This is a genomic window from Nocardia sp. NPDC003482, from assembly GCF_053588115.1.
The window spans coordinates 352,330-371,338 of the sequence record NZ_JBSFPI010000003.1 but is presented as its reverse complement, the minus strand read 5'-3'; the positions used below and the strand labels follow the sequence as shown (position 1 = coordinate 371,338).

The 19,009-nt window shown below is 69.2% G+C and carries 19 protein-coding genes; 9 read left to right on the top strand and 10 right to left on the bottom strand.

All coding sequences use genetic code 11. The features are described from left to right. Positions 1-30: 30 nt before the first annotated feature. Positions 31-1,452, top strand: coding sequence for an amino acid permease (locus ACWDSJ_RS07035; RefSeq protein WP_450029888.1), 1,422 nt, complete (start codon positions 31-33; stop codon positions 1,450-1,452). Here ACWDSJ_RS07035 and ACWDSJ_RS07030 read toward each other — a convergent pair whose 3' ends face one another. Continuing rightward, entirely contained in the window at positions 1,453-2,349 is an 897-nt protein-coding gene (locus tag ACWDSJ_RS07030; RefSeq protein ID WP_450029886.1) for a DMT family transporter, read from the bottom strand. A 290-nt stretch (positions 2,350-2,639) separates the two neighbouring features. Between ACWDSJ_RS07030 and ACWDSJ_RS07025 the strand changes: the two genes are divergently transcribed. The 5 genes from ACWDSJ_RS07025 to ACWDSJ_RS07005 all read left to right on the top strand — a co-directional run bounded on the left by ACWDSJ_RS07025 (position 2,640) and on the right by ACWDSJ_RS07005 (position 6,166). After that, the gene (locus ACWDSJ_RS07025; RefSeq protein WP_387367953.1) at positions 2,640-3,365 is read left to right on the top strand and encodes a ParA family protein; all 726 of its coding nucleotides are present in this window, start codon (positions 2,640-2,642) and stop codon (positions 3,363-3,365) included. After that, positions 3,365-4,192, top strand: coding sequence for a hypothetical protein (locus ACWDSJ_RS07020; protein ID WP_450029884.1), 828 nt, complete (start codon positions 3,365-3,367; stop codon positions 4,190-4,192). Before ACWDSJ_RS07025 ends, ACWDSJ_RS07020 begins: the two co-directional genes overlap by 1 nt. 315 nt (positions 4,193-4,507) lie before the next feature. Then, entirely contained in the window at positions 4,508-5,209 is a 702-nt protein-coding gene (locus tag ACWDSJ_RS07015; protein WP_450030022.1) for a C40 family peptidase, read from the top strand. Positions 5,210-5,383: 174 nt separating this feature from the next. Continuing rightward, the gene (locus tag ACWDSJ_RS07010; protein WP_387367959.1) at positions 5,384-5,683 is read left to right on the top strand and encodes a hypothetical protein; all 300 of its coding nucleotides are present in this window, start codon (positions 5,384-5,386) and stop codon (positions 5,681-5,683) included. Between the two features lie 66 nt (positions 5,684-5,749). Next, the gene (locus ACWDSJ_RS07005; protein ID WP_387367962.1) at positions 5,750-6,166 is read left to right on the top strand and encodes a low affinity iron permease family protein; all 417 of its coding nucleotides are present in this window, start codon (positions 5,750-5,752) and stop codon (positions 6,164-6,166) included. Positions 6,167-6,168: 2 nt separating this feature from the next. Here ACWDSJ_RS07005 and ACWDSJ_RS07000 read toward each other — a convergent pair whose 3' ends face one another. From ACWDSJ_RS07000 to ACWDSJ_RS06985, 4 genes are all read right to left on the bottom strand, one after another. Next, positions 6,169-7,011 carry an MHYT domain-containing protein gene (locus tag ACWDSJ_RS07000; protein ID WP_450029882.1) on the bottom strand — a complete coding sequence of 281 codons (843 nt, stop codon included), beginning with the start codon at positions 7,009-7,011 and terminating at the stop codon, positions 6,169-6,171. 18 nt (positions 7,012-7,029) lie between these two features. Further along, positions 7,030-8,727 (bottom strand): hydrogenase maturation protein, encoded by a 1,698-nt coding sequence (locus ACWDSJ_RS06995; RefSeq protein ID WP_450029880.1) that lies wholly within the window; start codon positions 8,725-8,727, stop codon positions 7,030-7,032. Positions 8,728-9,178: 451 nt separating this feature from the next. After that, a complete protein-coding gene (locus ACWDSJ_RS06990; protein ID WP_450029879.1) occupies positions 9,179-10,735 on the bottom strand; it encodes an amidase in 1,557 nt (518 codons plus the stop codon). A 42-nt stretch (positions 10,736-10,777) separates the two neighbouring features. Then, positions 10,778-11,707 carry an alpha/beta fold hydrolase gene (locus ACWDSJ_RS06985; RefSeq protein ID WP_450029877.1) on the bottom strand — a complete coding sequence of 310 codons (930 nt, stop codon included), beginning with the start codon at positions 11,705-11,707 and terminating at the stop codon, positions 10,778-10,780. A 78-nt stretch (positions 11,708-11,785) separates the two neighbouring features. On the opposite strand from ACWDSJ_RS06985, the gene ACWDSJ_RS06980 reads away from it, so the two are divergent. Continuing rightward, complete coding sequence (locus ACWDSJ_RS06980; protein WP_450029875.1) at positions 11,786-12,364, top strand: TetR/AcrR family transcriptional regulator; 579 nt, start codon at positions 11,786-11,788, stop codon at positions 12,362-12,364. On the opposite strand, the gene ACWDSJ_RS06975 is transcribed toward ACWDSJ_RS06980, so the two are convergent. From ACWDSJ_RS06975 to ACWDSJ_RS06965, 3 genes are read right to left on the bottom strand one after another with little or no spacing between them, the layout of a single operon-like run. Further along, positions 12,272-12,820, bottom strand: a complete 549-nt coding sequence (locus ACWDSJ_RS06975; protein WP_450029873.1) for a hypothetical protein — start codon at positions 12,818-12,820, stop codon at positions 12,272-12,274. The genes ACWDSJ_RS06980 and ACWDSJ_RS06975 overlap by 93 nt on opposite strands. Before the next feature lie 45 nt (positions 12,821-12,865). Further along, complete coding sequence (locus ACWDSJ_RS06970; RefSeq protein ID WP_450029871.1) at positions 12,866-13,669, bottom strand: SDR family oxidoreductase; 804 nt, start codon at positions 13,667-13,669, stop codon at positions 12,866-12,868. Beyond that, positions 13,666-14,757: a MarR family transcriptional regulator gene (locus ACWDSJ_RS06965; protein WP_450029869.1), complete on the bottom strand. Its 1,092-nt coding sequence runs from the start codon at positions 14,755-14,757 to the stop codon at positions 13,666-13,668. Before ACWDSJ_RS06965 ends, ACWDSJ_RS06970 begins: the two co-directional genes overlap by 4 nt. A 37-nt stretch (positions 14,758-14,794) precedes the next feature. Here ACWDSJ_RS06965 and ACWDSJ_RS06960 point away from each other — a divergent pair, with 37 nt between their 5' ends. Then, on the top strand, positions 14,795-16,006 hold the full coding sequence (locus tag ACWDSJ_RS06960; RefSeq protein ID WP_450029868.1) for an epoxide hydrolase family protein: 1,212 nt from the start codon (positions 14,795-14,797) through the stop codon (positions 16,004-16,006). A 58-nt stretch (positions 16,007-16,064) separates the two neighbouring features. Continuing rightward, positions 16,065-16,610: a carboxymuconolactone decarboxylase family protein gene (locus ACWDSJ_RS06955; protein ID WP_387367991.1), complete on the top strand. Its 546-nt coding sequence runs from the start codon at positions 16,065-16,067 to the stop codon at positions 16,608-16,610. Between the two features lie 57 nt (positions 16,611-16,667). On the opposite strand, the gene ACWDSJ_RS06950 is transcribed toward ACWDSJ_RS06955, so the two are convergent. Further along, a complete protein-coding gene (locus ACWDSJ_RS06950; protein WP_450029865.1) occupies positions 16,668-17,312 on the bottom strand; it encodes a DUF305 domain-containing protein in 645 nt (214 codons plus the stop codon). Positions 17,313-17,363: 51 nt separating this feature from the next. Continuing rightward, positions 17,364-18,911, bottom strand: coding sequence for an LVIVD repeat-containing protein (locus ACWDSJ_RS06945; protein WP_450029863.1), 1,548 nt, complete (start codon positions 18,909-18,911; stop codon positions 17,364-17,366). Between the last annotated feature and the right edge of the window lie 98 nt (positions 18,912-19,009).

The window sequence follows — 19,009 nt, the reverse complement described above, 5'->3', positions numbered from 1 at the left end:
CCCGGACCAGGTAGTGCAAGGAGCGACGTTATGCCAGGCAGTCCAGTCATGCGGGACCTCTTCCGGCGCAAGCCCATCGAGCAGATCGACGACGAGTCCAGCGGGCTGCAACGGGCCCTGGGCCTGTGGCAGCTGACCGCGATCGGGGTCGGCGGCATCATCGGCGCGGGGATCTTCGCGCTCGCCGGCGCGGTCGCGCACGAGAAGGCCGGTCCGGCCGTGCTGATCTCGTTCCTCATCGCCGGGGTGGCCAGCGCGGCGGCCGCGCTGTCGTACGCGGAGTTCGCCGGGCTGATCCCGAAGGCCGGATCGGCCTACACCTACGGGTACGCGGTGCTCGGGGAGCCGGTCGGCTGGTTCATCGGCTGGGATCTGCTGCTGGAGTACACCGCGATCGTGGCGGTGGTGGCGATCGGGATCTCGGGCTACATCTCGTTCCTGTTGGAGCAGTTGGACATTCACCTGCCGGTGTGGATGCTGGGCGCGCCCGGCACCGGCGCCGGGCACAAGGTGGATCTGTTCGCGGCGCTGCTGTGCCTGCTGATCGCGTACCTGCTGACGCGGGGCATCAAGGCGGCGGCGCGGTTCGAGACGGCGGTGGTCGGCATCAAGATCGCGGTCGTGCTGGTGGTGATCGTGGTGGGGGCCTTCTACATCAAGGGCGCCAACTACCACCCGTACTTCCCGTTCGGCTTCGGCGGCGCGGTGACGGGCGCCTCGACGGTGTTCTTCGCGGTGTTCGGCTACGACGCGATGTCCACCGCGGCCGAGGAGTCGGTGGACGCCAAGCGGCACATGCCCAAGGCGATCATCTACTCGCTGGTCGTCTCGATGGTGCTGTACGTGCTGGTCTGCCTGGTGCTCACCGGTATGCAGCGCTACACCGAGATCAATCCCAAGAGCGGCCTGTCCTCGGCGTTCGAATCCGTCGGCCTGTCCGGCCTGGGCAGCCTCATCGCGGCGGGCGCGATCGTCGGCATCATGACGGTCCTGTTCACCTTCATGCTCGGCGTCACCCGCGTCTGGTACTCCATGAGCCGCGACGGCCTGCTGCCCCGGTGGTTCGCCAAGACCGATCCGGTTCGCAAGGTGCCCACCCGCATCACCTGGATCGTCGGGATCGCCTCGGCCGTCCTCGCGGGCCTGCTGCCCATCGGCCAGGTGGCCGAGCTGACCAATATCGGCATCCTGCTGGCCTTCGTGGTCGTCTGCGCGGCCGTCATCGTCCTGCGCTACCGCCAGCCCGACCTCCCGCGCACCTTCCGCACGCCGCTCATGCCGGTCATCCCGCTCGTCGGCATAGCGTTCTCCGTCTGGCTCATCACCTACCTCGAACCCGTCACCTGGCTGCGCTTCGCCGTCTGGTTCGTCATCGGCATGATCATCTACTTCGCCTACAGCCGTCGGCACTCGCTGCTGGCTCGGGGATCCGAATCCTCGGGCGTGCGTTGACTATTCGCGTGAGGTGAGCGCCAGGGCGGTGACGAGCAGCAGCGCGCCGCCCCAGCCCCACGGCGAGAGGCGCTCGTGCAACAGCGTCACCGACAACACCGTCGCGGTGAGGGGTTCCAGCAGCGCGGCCACGGCGGCGAAAACCGCTGGGGCCGTGCGTAATCCACGGAAGTAGAGGGTGTAGGCGAGGGCCGTGGGCACACTCCCGAGATAGGCGGCGGTCGCCAGCGTGCCGGGCGACAGGGGAGGGGTCATGCCGAAGGGCAGGGCCAGCGGCGTCAGCAGCAGGCCACCGATGAGCATTCCGAACGCCGTGGTGCGCAAGGGGTTCAGCCCCGGCACGGGGGTGGTCGTGAGCAGGGTGAGGCAGGCGAAGCCGAGGGCGGCGGCGAGGGCCGCGCCGACGCCGAGCAGCAGCGACCAGTCCGCCGCGGCGTCGAGGCGCGAACCCGTGAGCAGGCCCAGCCCGGTGACGGCGAGGCCGATCGCGGCGAGGGTGCCGGAATCGGGCCGGCGGCGGTCGCGCACGGCCGCGCCCAGCGCCACGAACACCGGCAGCATGCCGATGGTGGTCATGGTCGCCAGGCCCACCGAGGTGGCCCGCACCGCAACGAAATACGCCCCCTGGAAGAACCCGAGCAAGGCCCCGGTGACCAGGATCCGGCGCGCGGCGGCCCGGGTGCGCGGCAGCCCGCGCAACCCGCCCGACAGCGCCAGCCCCACCACGGCCAGCGCCCCGCCCAGCAGTAGCCGATAGGCCGCCACCCCCAGCGGGTGCAGCCCCGTCGAACGGGCGAGCAGGGTCCCGGCGAGACCGCCGGTGCCCCAGAGGATTCCGGCGGCCACCAGGGCCACCGCGGAACGGTCGCGCGCGGGCGCGACGATGTCGACAGACATGAAAAGGAGTGCTCCTGCGTCGAAGGACAGCGAACGACGACGCGGGGCAGTCGGTTACCGGACTCCCGGCTGGAGGGCCGCCCCGCTCAGGCGGCGGGGGGCGGGGTGACGGAGAGGACTCGATGCACGAGCGCGAGCCTAGCACGGGCCTGATGAACATCATTTTCAACAACTGTGTCCAATTGGACACAGCCGCAATCGGACACGCCGGGAAATGAAACGGGTTCGACTTACACCCGTGTAAGACTGGCCACGCACAGTAATGCTCTCCTCATCACAGGAGGACGTCTATGGCGAATTCTGTTGCACCGCTCGATCTGCCCACACCCTTGGTGATCACCCTGGGAAATCTGAAGGGCGGCGTCGGCAAGACCACTTCCGCCTTTTTCCTCGCCGGTTACTTCGCACGGGTGCACAACCTGCGGGTACTGGTGATCGACGCCGACCCGTTGAGTCAGACCGGCTACTCCTGGTATCGCCGGTTGCTCAAGGGCGAGATCGAGGTGCCCTTCACCCTCATCGCGTTTCCCTCCCGGCACGTCGACGATTGCATCGCCGACAATTCCGGGAACTACGACGTGGTGATCGTGGATGCCGGAGGTGAATCGGCGGATATCTTCAAGGCCGCCATTCCCTCGACCGACGAGCTCGTGTTGTTGACGAGTGTGAGTCCCTCGGAGGTGAAACGAGTGCCGAGTACATACCGGGCCGCCGAGGAGGCGGCCGCCGACGCGGATCGCGAGATCCGGGTCCGAGTGCTGATGACGAAGGTTCCGGTCACGATGAAGAACGGCGTCAACGTCTCCACCGAATACCGCACCCAGCGTTCGCATCTGGAGGACGCCGGGTACGAGGTGTTCGAGTCCTATCTGAGCGCGTGGAAGTGGTATCGGGAAGCCGCCGATGGGGAAGTCGGCGAGGGGGCCGAGAATCCACTGCACGATCTGGGTGAATACGGCCGGGTCGGCGACGAGCTCGTCGCGCCCTACCGCGTCGCGCTGGGGGTGCCCGCCTGATGCCTCCGCAACGCAGGAAATCGGTCATCGGCGGCGCCGCCGCGGCCAATCCGCTCGCCGACACCGCCGAGCACACCCCACCGGTCTCGCCGCTGCGTGACGCGGAGTGGCGTCGCTCCGGCGCCGCGCTGTCGGTGGTTCCGCCCGCGCCCGATCCGGCGTCGAACGTGCTGACCATGCCGCTGCCCGATCCGGGCGACGGCCCGCTCAGCGAGCACGAGCAGGCGCAGCTCTCGGACTGCGAAACCTCCATCGGCACACTGCGACTGGCGTTCTGGGCGGCCGGGCGCGCATTGCAGATCGTGCGCGACGGCCGCCTCTACCGCGACGCCTACGCCACCTTCGACGACTACGTGGAACAGCGCTGGGACATGCAACGCTCCTACGCCCACAAGCTGATTCGCGCGTGGCCGCTCGCCGCCCGGCTGCATCCGATGGCCCCCGGCATCAACGAGGGCCAGATCCGGGAGTTGCTCCCGGTCGCGGCCGAACACGGCGAGGAGGCGGCGGTCACGCTCTACGCCACCCTCGCCGCCGGGGAGAGCAAGGTCACCGCGGGGAAGATCCGGGAGGCGATCGCGGTCCTGCCCGATCGCTTCGATCGCGAACAGGCCGTCGCGCGGTTGCAGTCCTGGCTGCGCGGCGAACTGCCCGAGGTCGCCGCGGCCGATCGCCCGGTGGATCTGTTCAGTTCGGTCGAATCCCGCCTGGTCGCCCTGGGTCGCCGGGTGGTCAAGAGCTCCGGCGAGGATCCGGACGCCGCCCGGGAATTCGCGGCGAAATTGCGTGATCTGGCCGCGCGTATCGAACAGCAATTGAGCGCCTGATACGCCCCGGGAAATGCCCCGCAACGGATAAACAATCCGATGCGGGGCATTTCTTCGTGATCATTGGGTTTTCGATTGGTTATCGCGTTGTTATCACTATCGGGTGTGTTCCTGTTTGTAATTGATTTGCGGTGGGCGAATGATTGCTCCTCGGATCCGCTGGACCGAATGCACATCGCGTCGTTTTTCGAAACTGTTCAAAGGAGCCGGGCAGAGCGTCCGGCCTCCGAAGAAAGGGATCGAAAGGACCGCATCATGGCAGGAATCAGCGAAGGTCGATATTCCGGGTATCTGCGGGGATTGCTCTGGTGGACGATGGGCGCGGCGGTGGTCGCGCTGGGCGCGCTCGGCGCGCTGGTCCTGACCTCCGGCCAGGCCCAGGCCCAGACCCTCGACATTCCGGGTATCGGCGTACTCGACCTTCCGGGCGAGATCCCGACCCCCGGCCCGCTGCCGGGCACGCTCGTGGCGATACCGGAAGACGTTGCGCCCGCCGTGCTTCCGGACACCGGCGAGATCGCCGCCGCGACCCCGGTTCCGGAGGTCACGGTCGAATCCGCCGCCGCCGATGTCTGGGCCGCCGTGCAATCGTTCGCCCCGGGCCTCGACTTGCGTTCGCTGCCAGGCTTTTCCGTGCCCGCCCCGCAGGCCGCGCCGCCCGCGGAGCCGCAGAAGTCGACCGGCCAGCTCGCCGTCGAGGCGGCCGAGTCCAAACTCGGCTCGAACTACTCCTACGGCTCGGCCGGACCCGACTCCTTCGACTGCTCGGGCCTGGTGCAGTGGTCCTACGAACAGGCCGGGGTGGATCTGCCCCGCACCAGCTACGAGCAGCTCGACTCCGGCACCCCGGTCGGTTTGGACGAACTCCAGCCCGGCGATCTGGTGTCGTTCTACGGCGGCCAGCACTCGGCCCTCTACGCGGGCGACGGCATGGTCGTCCACGCGGCGACGAGCGGCACCGGCGTGGTGATGTCGCCCATGGCGGAAATGCCCGTCACGGGCGCGCGCCGATTCTGAATTCTCATCCCTTCCGCGATGAATGCCGCTCGAGTCGTTCTTGCAAATGGCGTTACCGCTGTCCGCGCATCGCGCCCGAACCCGTACTGTCGCCACTGGGACGGCGGATTGTTCCGACGAAATCCTGTTGCCGCGCAAGGTCGTCGACGATACTGGACGGACGAGCGGTGGGCAGTGGAGGGGAAGCAGGTGGTCGAGGACAACCGGGCGAATTCCGGTGACGGACCGTTCGGACCTATTCGTCCGGAACACGCGGCAGACGGCTGGGAATTGGCCGGCGGCCCGGGGGAGTGGTGGTTGCGCAAGGACTTCGGCGAATTCCGCGGCCGGATCAAGGCGACGACCAGAACCACCTGCGCGTGGCGGATCGGCCGCCAGGACGGCAGCCTGATCCGGGAGGCGTCCGCGCGGTCGGTCGAGGACGCCAAGCTCGCCGCCGAGGACTGGTTCCGCCGGGCGAGTTTTCCCGGCTGAGGCGAAGTTTCGTTCCCGATCACCCGGGTACTGCGGCAACGCGCCCGCAACGATCAGGAGTTCGTCATGTCCGGCAACGGCTCGGGACACAAACCAGCGGTCATGCCCTCGGATGTCGGTGGCAAGCCCTCGGTGTTCGACCGCTTCGCGACCACCATCGGGGAACGGGTCTCCCAGCCCTGGTTCTTCAGCCTCTGCGTCCTCATCGTCGTGCTGTGGTTACCCACGCTCGCGCTGACCGACTTCGACACCTGGCAGTTGATCATCAACACGGTGACGACGATCATCACGTTCCTGTTGGTGGCGCTGTTGCAGAACACCCAGAAACGATCCGACGCCGCGGTGCAGCAGAAGCTCAACGCGATCGCCGAGGGTCTGGCGAATCTGATGGCGGCCGCCGCGCAGGACAATCGCGGACTCGCCGACGACCGCCGCGAACTGCTCGAGGCGGTCGGCCTGGAGAACCGGGAGAGCGCCGACTGAACTCAGCGCCGCGGCTCGGCCCGCTGCCGGGGCCGATGCGCGCCGACCTCCTGGCGCGGCCACTGCCGCCCGCTCGCGGCGAGCGCCGGATCGGCCACGGGCCGACGCCGTTCGGCGGCGCGCTCGGCCGAATCGATCTCGGCCAGGCCGACCAGCACGATCAGCATCATGGTCACCAGGGTGACGGTCACGATCAGCGGCGTGAGCAACTGCATGGGATCCGAACCGCCCGGCATCGCGTCGTGCCGGCCGTGCTCGGCGTGCATGGAAGCCATTCCGGTGTAATGCATTCCGCACACCGCGAGCCCCATGATCAGCGCCGCGCCGAGCGTGGCGGGATAGCCGTCCAGATGCAGCATGAACCACAGCGCGGCCGTCGCCGCCACCACCGCGATCACCAGCGACAGCGTCACCAGCCCGAGGTCGTAATGGATGTCGGCCGCGCAGCGCATGGCGTACATGCCGAGATAGTGCATCGACGCCACGCCCAGTCCGGTGATCGCCCCGCCCAGCGGCAGCGCGATGATCTCCCGGCTGCCGCGCACCACGATCGACAGCCCGACCCACACCACCACGATCGCTATGGCCGCGCTCGCCAGTGTGATCGGCATGTCGTAGTGGACGGTCACGCCCTTGATGGCGAAGCCGAGCATGGCGGTGAAGTGCATGACCCAGATGCCCGCGCCGCCGAGCGCCACGGCCGCGGCGATCAGCCAGCCGCCGGGCCGTTCACCGGCTCGCGCGTGGAAGGCGCAGCGCAGACCGAGGATCGAGCCGATCACCGACATGAGATACGACAGGGCCGGGGTCACCCAACCGTGGTTGAAATGGTCCAGTTCCAGCACAGCTTCTCCGTCGTTCGGTCAGACGTCGATCAGATGGTCGGGCGTGCGGGTCGGGCACACCTTGTGCACGAAATCGCGGCGCAGCGCGTGGTAGGGCTCGCCGGGGTCGTGGAAGTTGCGCCACATGTGGCCCAATTCCGTTGCGCGGTAATCGGATAGCGATCGCTCCGCCTCGTCCGCCGCGCGGCGGCGCTTCTTGCGCACCAGGCGGTCCGCCAATTCCGGTGCGGCCGAAAGGGTTTCGGCGTCGCGGCGGACCCGGTCCCAGAAGTGGGCGGCGTCGCCCGGCAGCGCGCGGTCGACCAGGCCCAGGGCCACGGCGGCGCGCGCGCCGACCGGCAGCGCCTCGGTGGTAAGGCGTTCGGCGGTCGCCGCGCCCACCCGGCGCGGCAGGGTGTAGGTCCAGTACTCCGACCCGTACAGGCCCATCAGCCGGTAGTGCGGATTGAGGACGGTCGACGCCCGGCACCACACCTCGTCGGCGGCCAGCGCGAGCATCACCCCGCCCGCCGCGGCGTTCCCGGCGAGCGCGGCGACGACCAACGTATCGGTGGTGGTGAGGATCGCCTCCACCAGATCGTCCATCGCGTTGATATTGGCCCAGGACTCCGCGGCCGGATCGGGCGCGGCCTCGATGACGTTGAGATGGATGCCGTTGGAGAAGAAGTCGCGGGCCGGGCCGAGGACCAGCACGTTCACCGGCCGGGTGGCGGCCTCGCGGTAGGCGGCGAGCAGGCGGCGGCACTGCTCGGTGCTCATCGCGCCGCTGGTGAAGGCGAATTCGAGGTAGCCGACCTCGTTCTCCTCGCGGTAGCGGATCTCCGACCAGGTGTCGCGGGTGGCGGCCTCGGCGGGCGACACCGGCGCCTCGGGGATGCCGGGCGGCAGGTCCGCTCCCAGCGCGGTCGTCGCGGGCATCTTGAAAGTGGTTGGGCCGCCGGGGATTCGGCGCGGGCGCAGTTGGGGCAGCCAGACCGCGCCGTCGACGGTCGCGCGGCAGATCGCGCCGTCGCGGGTCGCGATCACCGCGCCCGGCGCGCCACGCAGGCGGTCCTCGGGGTGGCCGCCGTGCACGAAGAACTCGCGGCCGTACAGCTCGTCGAGCACGCCGGGCTGCGAGTCGGCGGCGCGCAGGCGGCGCAGCACGGTCGCGGTGTCGTCGGTGGTCCAGTCGATCCGCCGGTACTGCTGAGCGTGGTAGGGCCGCAGCACGCCGCGCACGTCGGGCCGATCGTAGTCGAGCGGCTCCGGCACGAAAGCGCCTGTGGCGTAACGATTCACGGCCGTCAGCACCGCGCGCACCGCGGCGTCGGCGACCTCGGTGCGGTAGAGCTCGCTCTTTCCGCACGCCGCGACCGGGAACGGTTCGGTAGCCCAGATCGGTCCCGCGTCCATCTCCGCGACCGCCTGCAACACGGTGACGCCCCACTCGTCGGCGCCCTCGTGGATGGCCCAGTCCAGCGACGACGGCCCGCGATCGCCCTTCGGGCCGGGATGCACGATCAACACGGTGTGGGCGGACCAGATGTCCTCCGGAATCGCCGAGGTCAGCATGGGTGCGATGAGGAGATCCGGGGCGAATTCCGCCACCTTGGCCCGGACCGTGTCCTCGCCCAGCGCCAGCACGACTCCCACGCGATGCCCCCGCTCCCGCAGCTCCGCGTGCACACGCTGGGTGAGACTGTTGAAAGCGCTGGCAACCAGCAGGATCCGCACGGCCGTGCCTCCTTCTCGGGAGTTCCGGGTGTTAGGCCGTGAAGGAACGTAGTCGTCCTTTCCACCCGACGCATCCGGTGGGATGGTTGCAATAGCCAACCGTGGGTCGGAAATCGCCTTGTACAGCAGTAAGTTTGGCAAGGTGATTTAGATCACCCCCTAAGCGGCGGCGCTGCCGGGCGTGAATGCGTTTGACCTGCAAGACTTTACGCTGTCAGCCTCCGAAAACGGCTTGCCGCAACACCTTTCGAGAAGCCTCGATCCGACCCCGTCTCACCAGCGCCGCGCCGCGGTTCGCCCACGTCGGACGGCCCGCGCGGAAAACGATCCCAGCCGGAAGCGCTTCGGCTCCGAATACGGGGTGGCGCGGCTCATCCTGAGGGCCACGCCGCCTCGGATACGGGCCGGTGTCGTCGCCTCGGCGGCGGCACCGGCCGCGACCCTCGGGGGATCAGTCGGCGCGGGTGATCGTCGGCTGTTCCGTCCCGCCTCGGCCTGCCCGGTCCGCCGGACCCCGCGTGCCGGGGGCGGGATCGGGAGGTTCGAGGTGGGACCACGGGGCGGCCTGTTCGAGCTGGGCCGCGAGGCGCAGCAGGAGCGATTCGCTGTCCGGCGGCCCGATGAATTGGGTTCCCAGGGGCAGATTCTCGGGGGTCCGGTGCAGGGGCACGCTCATCGCGGGCCGCCCGGTCACATTGGCCAGTGGCGTGAACGGGGTGGCGGCCATGGTGGCGAAGACGGTCTCGCGGAAGATCTTGTGCCGGGTCACCCAGCGGCCCGCGCCCAGCTGCAGCAGCGGACCCACCACCGACTCCAGTGCCGAATGCAGCGGTCGGCTGCCGACCCGCGGCGGTGGCTCGGCGACCGTGGGGGTCAGCAACAGATCGTGGTCGGCGTGCAGCGCGGCCAGCGCGCGGGCGTAGTCGTTCCAGCGTTCGTAGGCGTCGATCAGCTCCCGCGCCGACAGCGCCCGCCCGGCCGCGGCCAGCGCGCGCGTGTCGAAATCGAAGGCGCGCTCGGGCGCTCCGGTGCGACGACGGGCCCCGGCCACCTCGGCGGCGGCGTGCGCGGTCCACACCGTGGTGAAATCGGTCGCGAACCGGATGCCGTCGATCTTCGGTGCGGCGTCGACGATTTCGTGACCGAGGGATTCCAACAGGGCCGCGGTCCGCTCGACGGCGTGCGTCGCCTCGGCGTGGATCGGCGTGCCCAGCGGCGACCGCCGATCGACGGCGATGCGCAACTTCCCCGGCGGTGTCCGCACGGCCTCGGCGTACGCGCCGCCCGGCCGCGGCCGGTAGTAGCGCGCCCCGGGATCGGGCCCCGCGAGCACGTCGAGCATGACCGCCGAATCGCGGACCGTGCGCGAGAGCACCCCGTCGGCCGCCAGCCCGTGCAGCGCGTCGCCCCCGCTCGTCCCGCACGGCACCAGGCCGCGTCCGGGCTTCAGGGCGAACAGCCCCGTCCACGCCGCCGGGATGCGCAGCGAACCGCCCCCGTCGTTTCCGCCCGCCACCGGCACGATGCCCGCCGCCACGGCCGCCGCCGAACCACCCGACGAACCGCCCGGCGTGCGCTCGGGATCCCACGGATTGCGGGTCGCGCCGAACGCCGAACTCTCGGTGACGGCCTTCATCCCGAACTCCGGCGTGGTCGTCTTACCGAAGATCACCAGCCCCGCGTCCAGCCACCGCCGCACCAGCAGACTGTGCTCCTCCGCCGGAATCGCTTGCAGCGGAGCGGTTCCCGCCGAGGTCGGATATCCCGCGAAATGCTGTTCGAGATCCTTCACCAGGAACGGCACCCCCGCCAGCGGACCGGTGAGCGGACCCGCCGCCCGCGCCCGGCCCACCTCGGCCAGCAGGATGGCCATCGGATTGAGGACCGGACCCACCCGCTCGTAGCGGGCGAGCGCGAGCTCGAGCAGTTCGAGCGGCCGCACCTGCCCGTCCGCGACCAGCCGAGCCAGGCCGACGGCGTCGTGGGCCCGGTATTCGTCGTAGCGCATGACCAACGATAGATCCGGGCGCCCCGTTCCGGCCGCGACCAGCTAGCCGACGGATTCGATGAACGCGGTCACCGCGTCGACGACGGCCTCGGGCTGTTCCTCGGGAATGTAGTGACCCGCATCGGGAATCAGGACGCCGCGCGTATTCTCCGCCCAGGGCGTCAGGGAGGCGGCCATATCCGGGATCGAGCCGCGGGACGAGGAGATGCCCAGGACCGGGACGGTCAAGGGGCCTCGATCGAGTGCGGCGCGATTGCGGCGCGCCGACTCCGGCGCGTCGCGGTAGTAGCCGAGCAGCGCGCGCAGGCCGTCGCCTGCCGCGAGGGCGGCGGCGTAGTGGTCGATCTCGGCGCCGTCGAACACGTCGGGTGTCAGTGCCTTGGTCGTCAGGAACCATGACACGTAGGCGCGCTCGCGACCGGCCAGCAGCGTCTCGGGCAGATCGGGCACCATGTGGAACGCGAAATGCCATGTCTTCCAGAACTTCTCGGGATCCAGGGGCACGGCGTCCGGAAGGGTGATGCCGGGAATTCCGGCGTCCAGCAGTGCCAGTCCGTGCAGCCGCTCGGAATGGTTCAGGGCGAGGGAGAAGGCGACCCAGGCCCCGATGTCATGGGCGGCGAGCCAGTATGTCGGCACGTCCAGCTCGGTCACCGCGGCCTGGACGAACTCCGCGACGGTGTGCGTGTCGTAATCGCCGTGCGGCCGATCGGAATGGCCCTGGCCGGGCAGATCGATCGCGATCACCCGGAATCGCCGGGCCAGACCCGGCAGCACCCCGCGCCACGCCCACCAGGTCTGCGGGAATCCGGCGAGCAGGACGACGGCGGGGCCCTCGGGCCGACCGCCCGCCACGACATGCAGCCGAATGCCGTGCGCGTCGACCCAGCGATGGGCGAAGCCCGCGAGGTCGGGGAGCGGGAGTTCCGGAAGGGGGTGCCCCGCCTGCGCTGGGGTCGCTGTGTTGGTCATGTCTCGAACCTAGCCATCTTGAACTGTTTGGTTCAAGATAGGATGAGAAAGACCACAACGGACGGAGGCGCACGGGATATGGCCGGTAGGAAGCAGTTCGACATGGACGTCGCGCTCGACGCCGCGATGCTCCAGTTCTGGCGCACCGGCTACGCCGACACCTCCCTGGACGACCTGTCGCGGGCGACCGGGCTGAACCGCAGTTCCATCTACTCCTCGCTCGGCGACAAGGATTCGCTGTATCTGCGCTGCCTGGACCGCTACGCCACGCGGTACGGCACCCGATACGACCAGGCCCTCTCGGCGGCCCCCGCGGACCCGCTGCGTGCGATCCGGGGCTTCTTCGACGTCACCCTGCACCGCATCGCCGACCCCGACCTGCCGGACGGCTGCCTGATCAGTCAGACCACAATGGCCATAACGACTTTGAGCCCCGCCATCGCCGCCCGAGCCCTCGACGCCCTCGCCTCCCAGCGAGAGCGACTTCGAAACGCCTTGTCCGCCACGGGATTATCCGCCGAGGACGCCGAGAATTTCGCCGTTCACCTCGCGGCGGTCAACCAGTCACTGGCGGTGATGAGCCGGGGCGGGGCGAGCGGGCAGCAGTTGCGCACCATCATCGACATCAGCCTGGGCGCGCTCGCGCGGGCGTTGTAGGTCCGGCGTCGGTCGCTCCGCCGCGCTGGGAAGCGGCGCGAATTCCGTTCCCGGACGGTCGATTTCGATCGTGCCGTCGGCGAGATCGAGGACCATGCAGCCGAGGCGGTCGCCGCGGGTGATGTAGTGGGCGCGCAGGGGAGTGATCCGGATCTCGCCCGCGCGCATCCGCCCGGCGAACAGCGAGTCGCCGTCGCGGTGGCATTCGGCCCACTCGTACAGATCGGCCCACGCCTCCAGACCGTTCGGGTCGAATTCGTGATCGTAGGCGTACAGCGTGGAGGTCACGTTCGCGGCGGCGGCGGTCAGCCAGGCCAGGGCCGCGGCCCGGCCGCGCGCCACGCAACGACCGGCTACCTCGATCTCGATCTCCGGATGGAAGTGCCGTTCGGCGACCGCGGCGAAGTCCCCGGCATTGTGCCGGACCAGATAGTCCTCGTAGGTGGCCCGATCCATCTTCGAATGGAACCCCGCAGCGGCTCGAATTGCAATGGCAATGGTTCAGCGAAACTCCGCCGCGTGATCGGCGGCCCACTCCGCGAAGGTGCGCCCGGGTCGTCCGGTCACCGATTCGACGGTGGGCCCGACCGGGGCGGGACCGGTGCCCGCGGCCGCCCACAGATCCAGAACGGGCCGGAACATGAACTCCGCCGCCTCGTCGTAACCGATCCGCTCCAGCCGGATCGGCTCGCCCACCGCCTCGGCCAGAATGTCGATCATCGCCCGGAACGACAGCGACTCGGGACCGGTGAGCGGGTAGATCGCGCCCGCGTGCCCGGGCTCGGTGAGGGCCGCGACGGCGGCGTCGGCGAGATCGGCCTCGTGGATCGGATTCTGCTGCACGTCCGGAAACGGATGCCGCACAACACGTTCGGCGGCGATCGAGTCCCGCCACAGGCGCGCGTTGGACGCGAAGGCCCCGGGCCGCAGAATGGTCAGCGGCAGCCCGGACTCGCGCAGCGGACCCTCCACGGCCAGATGGCGATCGCCGATCGGATTGCCCGGGGCCTCGGCCGCGATCGAGGACAACAGCACGATGTGCCCCACCCCGGCGGCCCGCGCCGCGGCGAGGAAATGCTCTAGGCCCGGACTCGCGGCGTACAGGAACACCCGGTCCACGCCGTCGAGCGCGGCGGCGTAGCTGCCCGGATCGTCGGGATCGGTCGCGGCCACCGCCACATCGGCGGGCAGCTCGGTGTCCTCGGGCCGGGAACTGACCGCCCGCACCGCGTGTCCGGCGGCGCGCAGGCGGTCGATGACCGTGCGGCCGACGAGGCCGCGCGCGCCGGTGACGAGAAACGTCATTCGTCTTCTCCTTCTGAATTTTTCGCTGTCGCGAGGTGAGCGAGGATGCGCCGCAACTGTTCTCCGTACCGCTGTTCGAATTCCGTTGTGCGCGGCTCGATCCCGAACAGGTCCCGCACCATGTCGGGCAGCAGGACCGGCGCGGCGACCATGCCGATCACCGCCAGCTGGAACGCCGCCGGATCCAGGTCGGCGGCGACCTCGCCGCGGTCCTGCCGGGCCCGGGTCGTCGCGAGGTCGGACTCCGCGGTCGACGGCGGAATCGGCGCGGCATCGGACAGGGCCCGCCACACCGCGAGCCGGACGCCGCGCGGGTCGGCGAGCATGTGGTGCAGATACCGCAGGACGAGCTCCGCGATCGGCGCGTCCGGATCCGCGAATTCGGCCTCCCGGTCCAGCCACTGCCGCTGCAACGCCCGATACAACCCCGCCTTGCCGCCGAAGTAGTACGTGATGAGCTGCTTGTTCACCCCCGCCCGCTCGGCGATCTCACCGACCCGCGCCCCGGCGAACCCCCGGGTCGAGAACTCGTCGAAGGCCGCCTCCAGCAAGCACTTCCGGGTGCGGTCGGCATCGCGTCGGCGGGTCTCCGGTTCGGCGGCGGGCACGGCCTCCACCGTACCGGACAATTTTACAGATGGTTGATTACCCTTCGCCTCACGATCCAGCTCGACCAAGCGCCCGAGCACGGGCAGGGCGCGGGCCAGGGTCGTGCGGTCGGCGGGGGACAGCCGCGCGACGAGGGGCGCCAGATGCCGCACCCGATCGTCGTGCCGGGAGCGCCCGACCCGCCGCCCGGCCGCGGTGAGCCGCACCAGCGTTGCCCGCCGGTCGGTCGGATCGGGTCGCCGCTCGACCAGTCCGTCCCGCTCCAAACGGCTTACGAGTTGGGTCAGCCCCGGCTGACTGAGCTGTTCGGTCCGGGTCAGCTCGGTCAGCCGCAGCGGTCCGTCGGCGGCAGCGAGCGTGTCGAGGACCGACAGCGTCGTGAACGACAGCCGCTCCCGGGTGGGGATGCGGATGTAGAAGCGGTTGAAGTTCTCCACGGCCGCGGTGAGGGCCGAGACGTACGCGTCGGTGTGATCCACCCTGGAAATATATCCACTACTTATATAAATTGCGGGTATGACCCTGGAGCGGCCCAGCCCGATTCACGTCCCCGACGAGGTCCTCGCCGATCTGCGCCACCGCCTCGAGCGGACCCGCTGGTTCGACGATGTCGGCAACGCGGACTGGTCCTACGGCGTCGACGGCGGCTACCTCCGCGAACTCGTGGACCACTGGCGCACCGACTACGACTGGCGGCGCGCCGAGGCCGCCATGAACGCCTACGACCACTATCGCGTCGAAATCGACGGCGCCCCCATCCATTTCATGCGCCGCCCCGGCGTGGGTCCGAACCCGATCCCGCTGATCCTCAGTCACGGCTGGCCGTGGACGTTCTGGCACTGGTCCAAGGTCGTCGACCCGCTGGCCGATCCGGGCGCGCACGGCGGCGACCCCGCCGACGCCTTCGACGTGATCGTGCCGTCGCTGCCCGGCTTCGGCTTCTCCGGTCCACTGCCCGCCCGGCCGGACATGAACTTCTGGAAGATCGCCGACCTGTGGCACGTCCTGATGACCGAGGTGCTCGGCCACGACCGCTACGCCGCGGGCGGCTGCGATGTCGGGGCGCTGATCGCCGGGCAGCTGGGCCATCGCTACGCCGACGAGCTGTACGGCATCCACATCGGCTCGGGCCAGATGCTCACCCTGTTCAACGGCGACCGCGCCTGGGACATCACGGGCGGTCACCCCCTGCCCGAGGGGCCGCCCGAGATCCGCGGACGCCAACTCGCCCTGGAGAAGCGCTTCGCCGTCCACCTCGCCGCGCACATGCTCGCCCCCAGCACCCTCGGCCACGCCCTCGCCGACTCACCCGTGGGCATGCTGGCCTGGATCCTGGAACGCTGGGCGCACTGGAGCGACACCGGCGGCGACATCGAATCCGTCTTCGGCAAGGACGATCTGCTCACCCACGCCATGATCTATTGGGTCACCAACACTTTGCCCAGCTCGATGCGCACCTACGCCAACAACAATCGCTACCCGTGGACCCCCGACCACGACCGCGTCCCGCAGATCGAGGCGCCCACCGGCCTCACCCTGGTCGGCTACGAGAATCCGCCCGGCGTCGGAACCGACCGGCGCGCAGCGCATTTCCGCGCCAGCGCGCGCGGTTCCTGGTACAACCTGGTCGAGGTCACCGCGCACGAGCGCGGCGGCCACTTCATCCCGTGGGAGATCCCCGGCGCGTGGGTCGAGGATCTGCGCCGGACCTTCCGCGGCCGCCGATGATCACCCCGTAGGATGACCCATTGGCGAGGTTTGGTACGGAGCTCGAAAGGATGCGAGCATGCGGGCGATCAAACGGATCTGGCACTACGCGAAGGCGTTCGGCAGCATGCGCCGGAATCGGACGGACCTGATGGGCTGGCTGATCCGCAGGCCGCAGCTGCTGTTCAGCACGCTGACCTACGAGACCATGCTGCTGTTCTCGAATCGCCTGGACCCGAAGCTCAAGGAGCTGGCCGAGCTCAAGATCGCGGGCATGATCAACTGCGAGTACTGCCTGGACATCGGTTCGGCCCTGGCCAATTCGGGCGGGCTGACCGAGCGGCAGATCACCGAACTGCCGCGCTATCAGACCAGCGACGCCTATTCCGAGCTGGAGAAGCTCGTGCTGGCCTACGCGGAGGCGGCCACCAAGACCCCCGCGGTCGGCATCGCGGAACTGCGCGAGCAGCTGCTCACCCAGCTGACCAAGGGTCAGCTCGCCGAGCTGGCCGCCGCGATCGCGTGGGAGAACCAGCGCGCCCGGATCAACCAGGCCCTCGGCGTCCGCGCCACCGGCATGGCCGAGGGCATGACCTGCGCGCTGCCCGAACAGCGTTCGGCCTGAACGCGGTTCGAGCCTGGCCCTTGGTGTCCCGGGGCCCTTTGGCGTCCCGGGTGGGTCTCACGGGTAGGGCAGTGGACTCTCGCCGCGCTGCCGCAACAACAGGCTCATGTACCCGATCTCCTGGGTCTGATCCTGGATCATGCCCCGCGCGACCCGCGCGACCGCGGCCGAGCGCAGCCGCGGTATCGCCGCCTGGGCCATATCGATGCCGCCCCGGTGATGCCGAATCATCAACTGGAGGAAGCGGATCTCGGCGTCGCGGCCCTTGGCGCGGCCCAGCGCGTTGATCTCGTCCCAGGTCGCCATGCCGGGCATCGCCGCGGGCGGATGCTGCGGCATGGCCATCCCCGCGTGTTGCGGGGCGGCCTCCGGTCCCGGCCGCAGCGGCGCCTCGATCAGCATCAGCCATCCCCGCATGGTCCCGATCTCCTGAATCTGGTTGGCGCTCACCTGCTGTGCCAGCGTCACGATCGCCGGGTCCGCGCCCTTGTCCAGGTTCTGGGTCAGGAAGATCGCCTGCTCGTGATGTACGGACATGTCCTGGGCGAAGTCGATCTCGGCGTCGGTGAGCCGCACGGTGTTCGTGGTGTCGGCGGTCCGCGGCCACCAGAGCGGCCCCAGCGCCGCGCCCATCACCAGCAGCAGGGCGGCCAGGCCCAGCGCGGGCACGAGCAGCAGCCAGTGTTTCCCGATCGGTCTCATCTCAGGCTCCGACGGTCGATTCCTGGTTCTGTGGTGGGGTGTTCATGTCCCTCACGCTCCCACGGTCGATTCCTGGTTCGGTGGGGGCGTGTACACGTCGTTGTCCAACTGGATGACCATGAACCCGTTGTCGCTGCACGTGGTCCACAGCTGGGTGCCGTGCCACTCCGGCGGCGACAGGCACCAGTCCGAGGACAGATCGCCGTTGAACGACAGCGCGCCACGGGCCTGTAAGGCGTTGAGCACGTTGGGATTTCCGGTGAACGCCGCCCGCGCCATGGAGATGAAGCTCAGCAGCGGCAGCCCGATCACCGACGCCTGCGCGTGCGGCGAGTTGACCAGGTTCAGGTTCTCCCCGGTGCGGGCGGGCGGGTTGTAGTAGGCGATCTCGTGGATATTGCCCGGATCGCGCACGTCGAACACCCGCACCCCCGACGACAGCCACGAGCAGGCCATGGCCGTCGGATCGTCGGGCCGGTCCACCGTGCAGTAGTGCGGATCGTAGGTGAGCACCGACCCGCCCTGCGACGAGCGCACGTTCTCGTCGATGTTCTGCGGCACGTCGATCGCGAGCTTGACCTTCTGCACGATCCGGATGTTCGCCGGATCGGCCACATCGATGAGTTTCACACCGCCGGAACCGATTTCGTCGGGCGTGAAGGTGTAGGGGTGACCGTGGTAGGTCACCGGGATGCTGTGCTGGGTGACCTGCCCGTCCAGCCAGAACCGGTGACCCAGGTGCGGCACCTGCGGATTGGGGTCGCGCCGCTGCACCGCGCTGATGTCGAGGATCGTCATTCCCGCCCACGCCGACAGGTACAGGGTGTTGCCATCGGGGCTGATGCCGAAGCCGTGCCCCTCCACACCGGTCAGGCCCTGCCAGATGATGTGCGGATTCGCCGGATCGGACACGTCGATCGCGCTGAGCAGGCCGGGGAACACGCCCGAGGCCCAGTAGGTGTTGCCGTCGGGGGAGAAGCCGCCCTCGTGCGACAGGAACGGCAGCGGCATGGTCATATCCGTGCCCGCGCCCCGGTTCAGCAGCCGCGGATGCGCGCAGTCGGAGATGTCGTAGATGGAGAAGTAGCCGCCGCCGACGACGCCCAGCGGCACCGAGGACGCGGCGAGCAGTTGGCGGCTCTTGCTGATCTTGAGTGTCTCGAATGTGCCGCCGGTCATCGCGGGTTCGCGTAACATGTCCGTGCGCACGGGATTTCGCGGATCCGACACGTCCAGGACGGTCACGCCGCCGTCGCCCTGCAACACCCCGCCGGGGAAGAACGTGCCGGTGTAGGAGCAGTGATCGTAGGAGGCCGACAGCATGCCGCCGCCGGTCCCCTGGTATCCACCGACGAACGAGGTGTTGCAGGTGTAGCCCAGTTTGCTGCGCCCGTTGTCGCGGTCGGCGACCGGAACATCGCCCTGGAGACCGGTTTCCGGCGACGAACCCGGGCCGCAGTCGGCCGTCGGCACCGATTCGGTGCCCACCTCGGTGAACGTCGCGAGGTCGTCCTGGGCGGCCGCGGGTGTGGCGGGGACCAGCCCGGCGAGCACCACCCCCACCGCCATCAGGCAGCCGGGTACCAATCGAGACCGCATGTGCACCACCCTCTTCGCTTCGCACCCATCCCGGTCGAATTCTGCTCGCCGCTCGTGCGACCGGTCAGTAGCAGGAATTTGCCGTGGCGCACGGGAAC

Coding starts and splice junctions, on each gene's coding strand:
- ACWDSJ_RS07035 (WP_450029888.1), top strand. CDS start 31: ATGCCAGGCAGTCCAGTCATGCGGGACCTCTTCCGGCGCAAGCCCATC.
- ACWDSJ_RS07030 (WP_450029886.1), bottom strand. CDS start 2,349: ATGTCTGTCGACATCGTCGCGCCCGCGCGCGACCGTTCCGCGGTGGCC.
- ACWDSJ_RS07025 (WP_387367953.1), top strand. CDS start 2,640: ATGGCGAATTCTGTTGCACCGCTCGATCTGCCCACACCCTTGGTGATC.
- ACWDSJ_RS07020 (WP_450029884.1), top strand. CDS start 3,365: ATGCCTCCGCAACGCAGGAAATCGGTCATCGGCGGCGCCGCCGCGGCC.
- ACWDSJ_RS07015 (WP_450030022.1), top strand. CDS start 4,508: ATGGGCGCGGCGGTGGTCGCGCTGGGCGCGCTCGGCGCGCTGGTCCTG.
- ACWDSJ_RS07005 (WP_387367962.1), top strand. CDS start 5,750: ATGTCCGGCAACGGCTCGGGACACAAACCAGCGGTCATGCCCTCGGAT.
- ACWDSJ_RS06990 (WP_450029879.1), bottom strand. CDS start 10,735: ATGCGCTACGACGAATACCGGGCCCACGACGCCGTCGGCCTGGCTCGG.
- ACWDSJ_RS06985 (WP_450029877.1), bottom strand. CDS start 11,707: ATGACCAACACAGCGACCCCAGCGCAGGCGGGGCACCCCCTTCCGGAA.
- ACWDSJ_RS06980 (WP_450029875.1), top strand. CDS start 11,786: ATGGCCGGTAGGAAGCAGTTCGACATGGACGTCGCGCTCGACGCCGCG.
- ACWDSJ_RS06975 (WP_450029873.1), bottom strand. CDS start 12,820: ATGGATCGGGCCACCTACGAGGACTATCTGGTCCGGCACAATGCCGGG.
- ACWDSJ_RS06970 (WP_450029871.1), bottom strand. CDS start 13,669: ATGACGTTTCTCGTCACCGGCGCGCGCGGCCTCGTCGGCCGCACGGTC.
- ACWDSJ_RS06960 (WP_450029868.1), top strand. CDS start 14,795: ATGACCCTGGAGCGGCCCAGCCCGATTCACGTCCCCGACGAGGTCCTC.
- ACWDSJ_RS06955 (WP_387367991.1), top strand. CDS start 16,065: ATGCGGGCGATCAAACGGATCTGGCACTACGCGAAGGCGTTCGGCAGC.
- ACWDSJ_RS06950 (WP_450029865.1), bottom strand. CDS start 17,312: ATGAGACCGATCGGGAAACACTGGCTGCTGCTCGTGCCCGCGCTGGGC.
- ACWDSJ_RS06945 (WP_450029863.1), bottom strand. CDS start 18,911: ATGCGGTCTCGATTGGTACCCGGCTGCCTGATGGCGGTGGGGGTGGTG.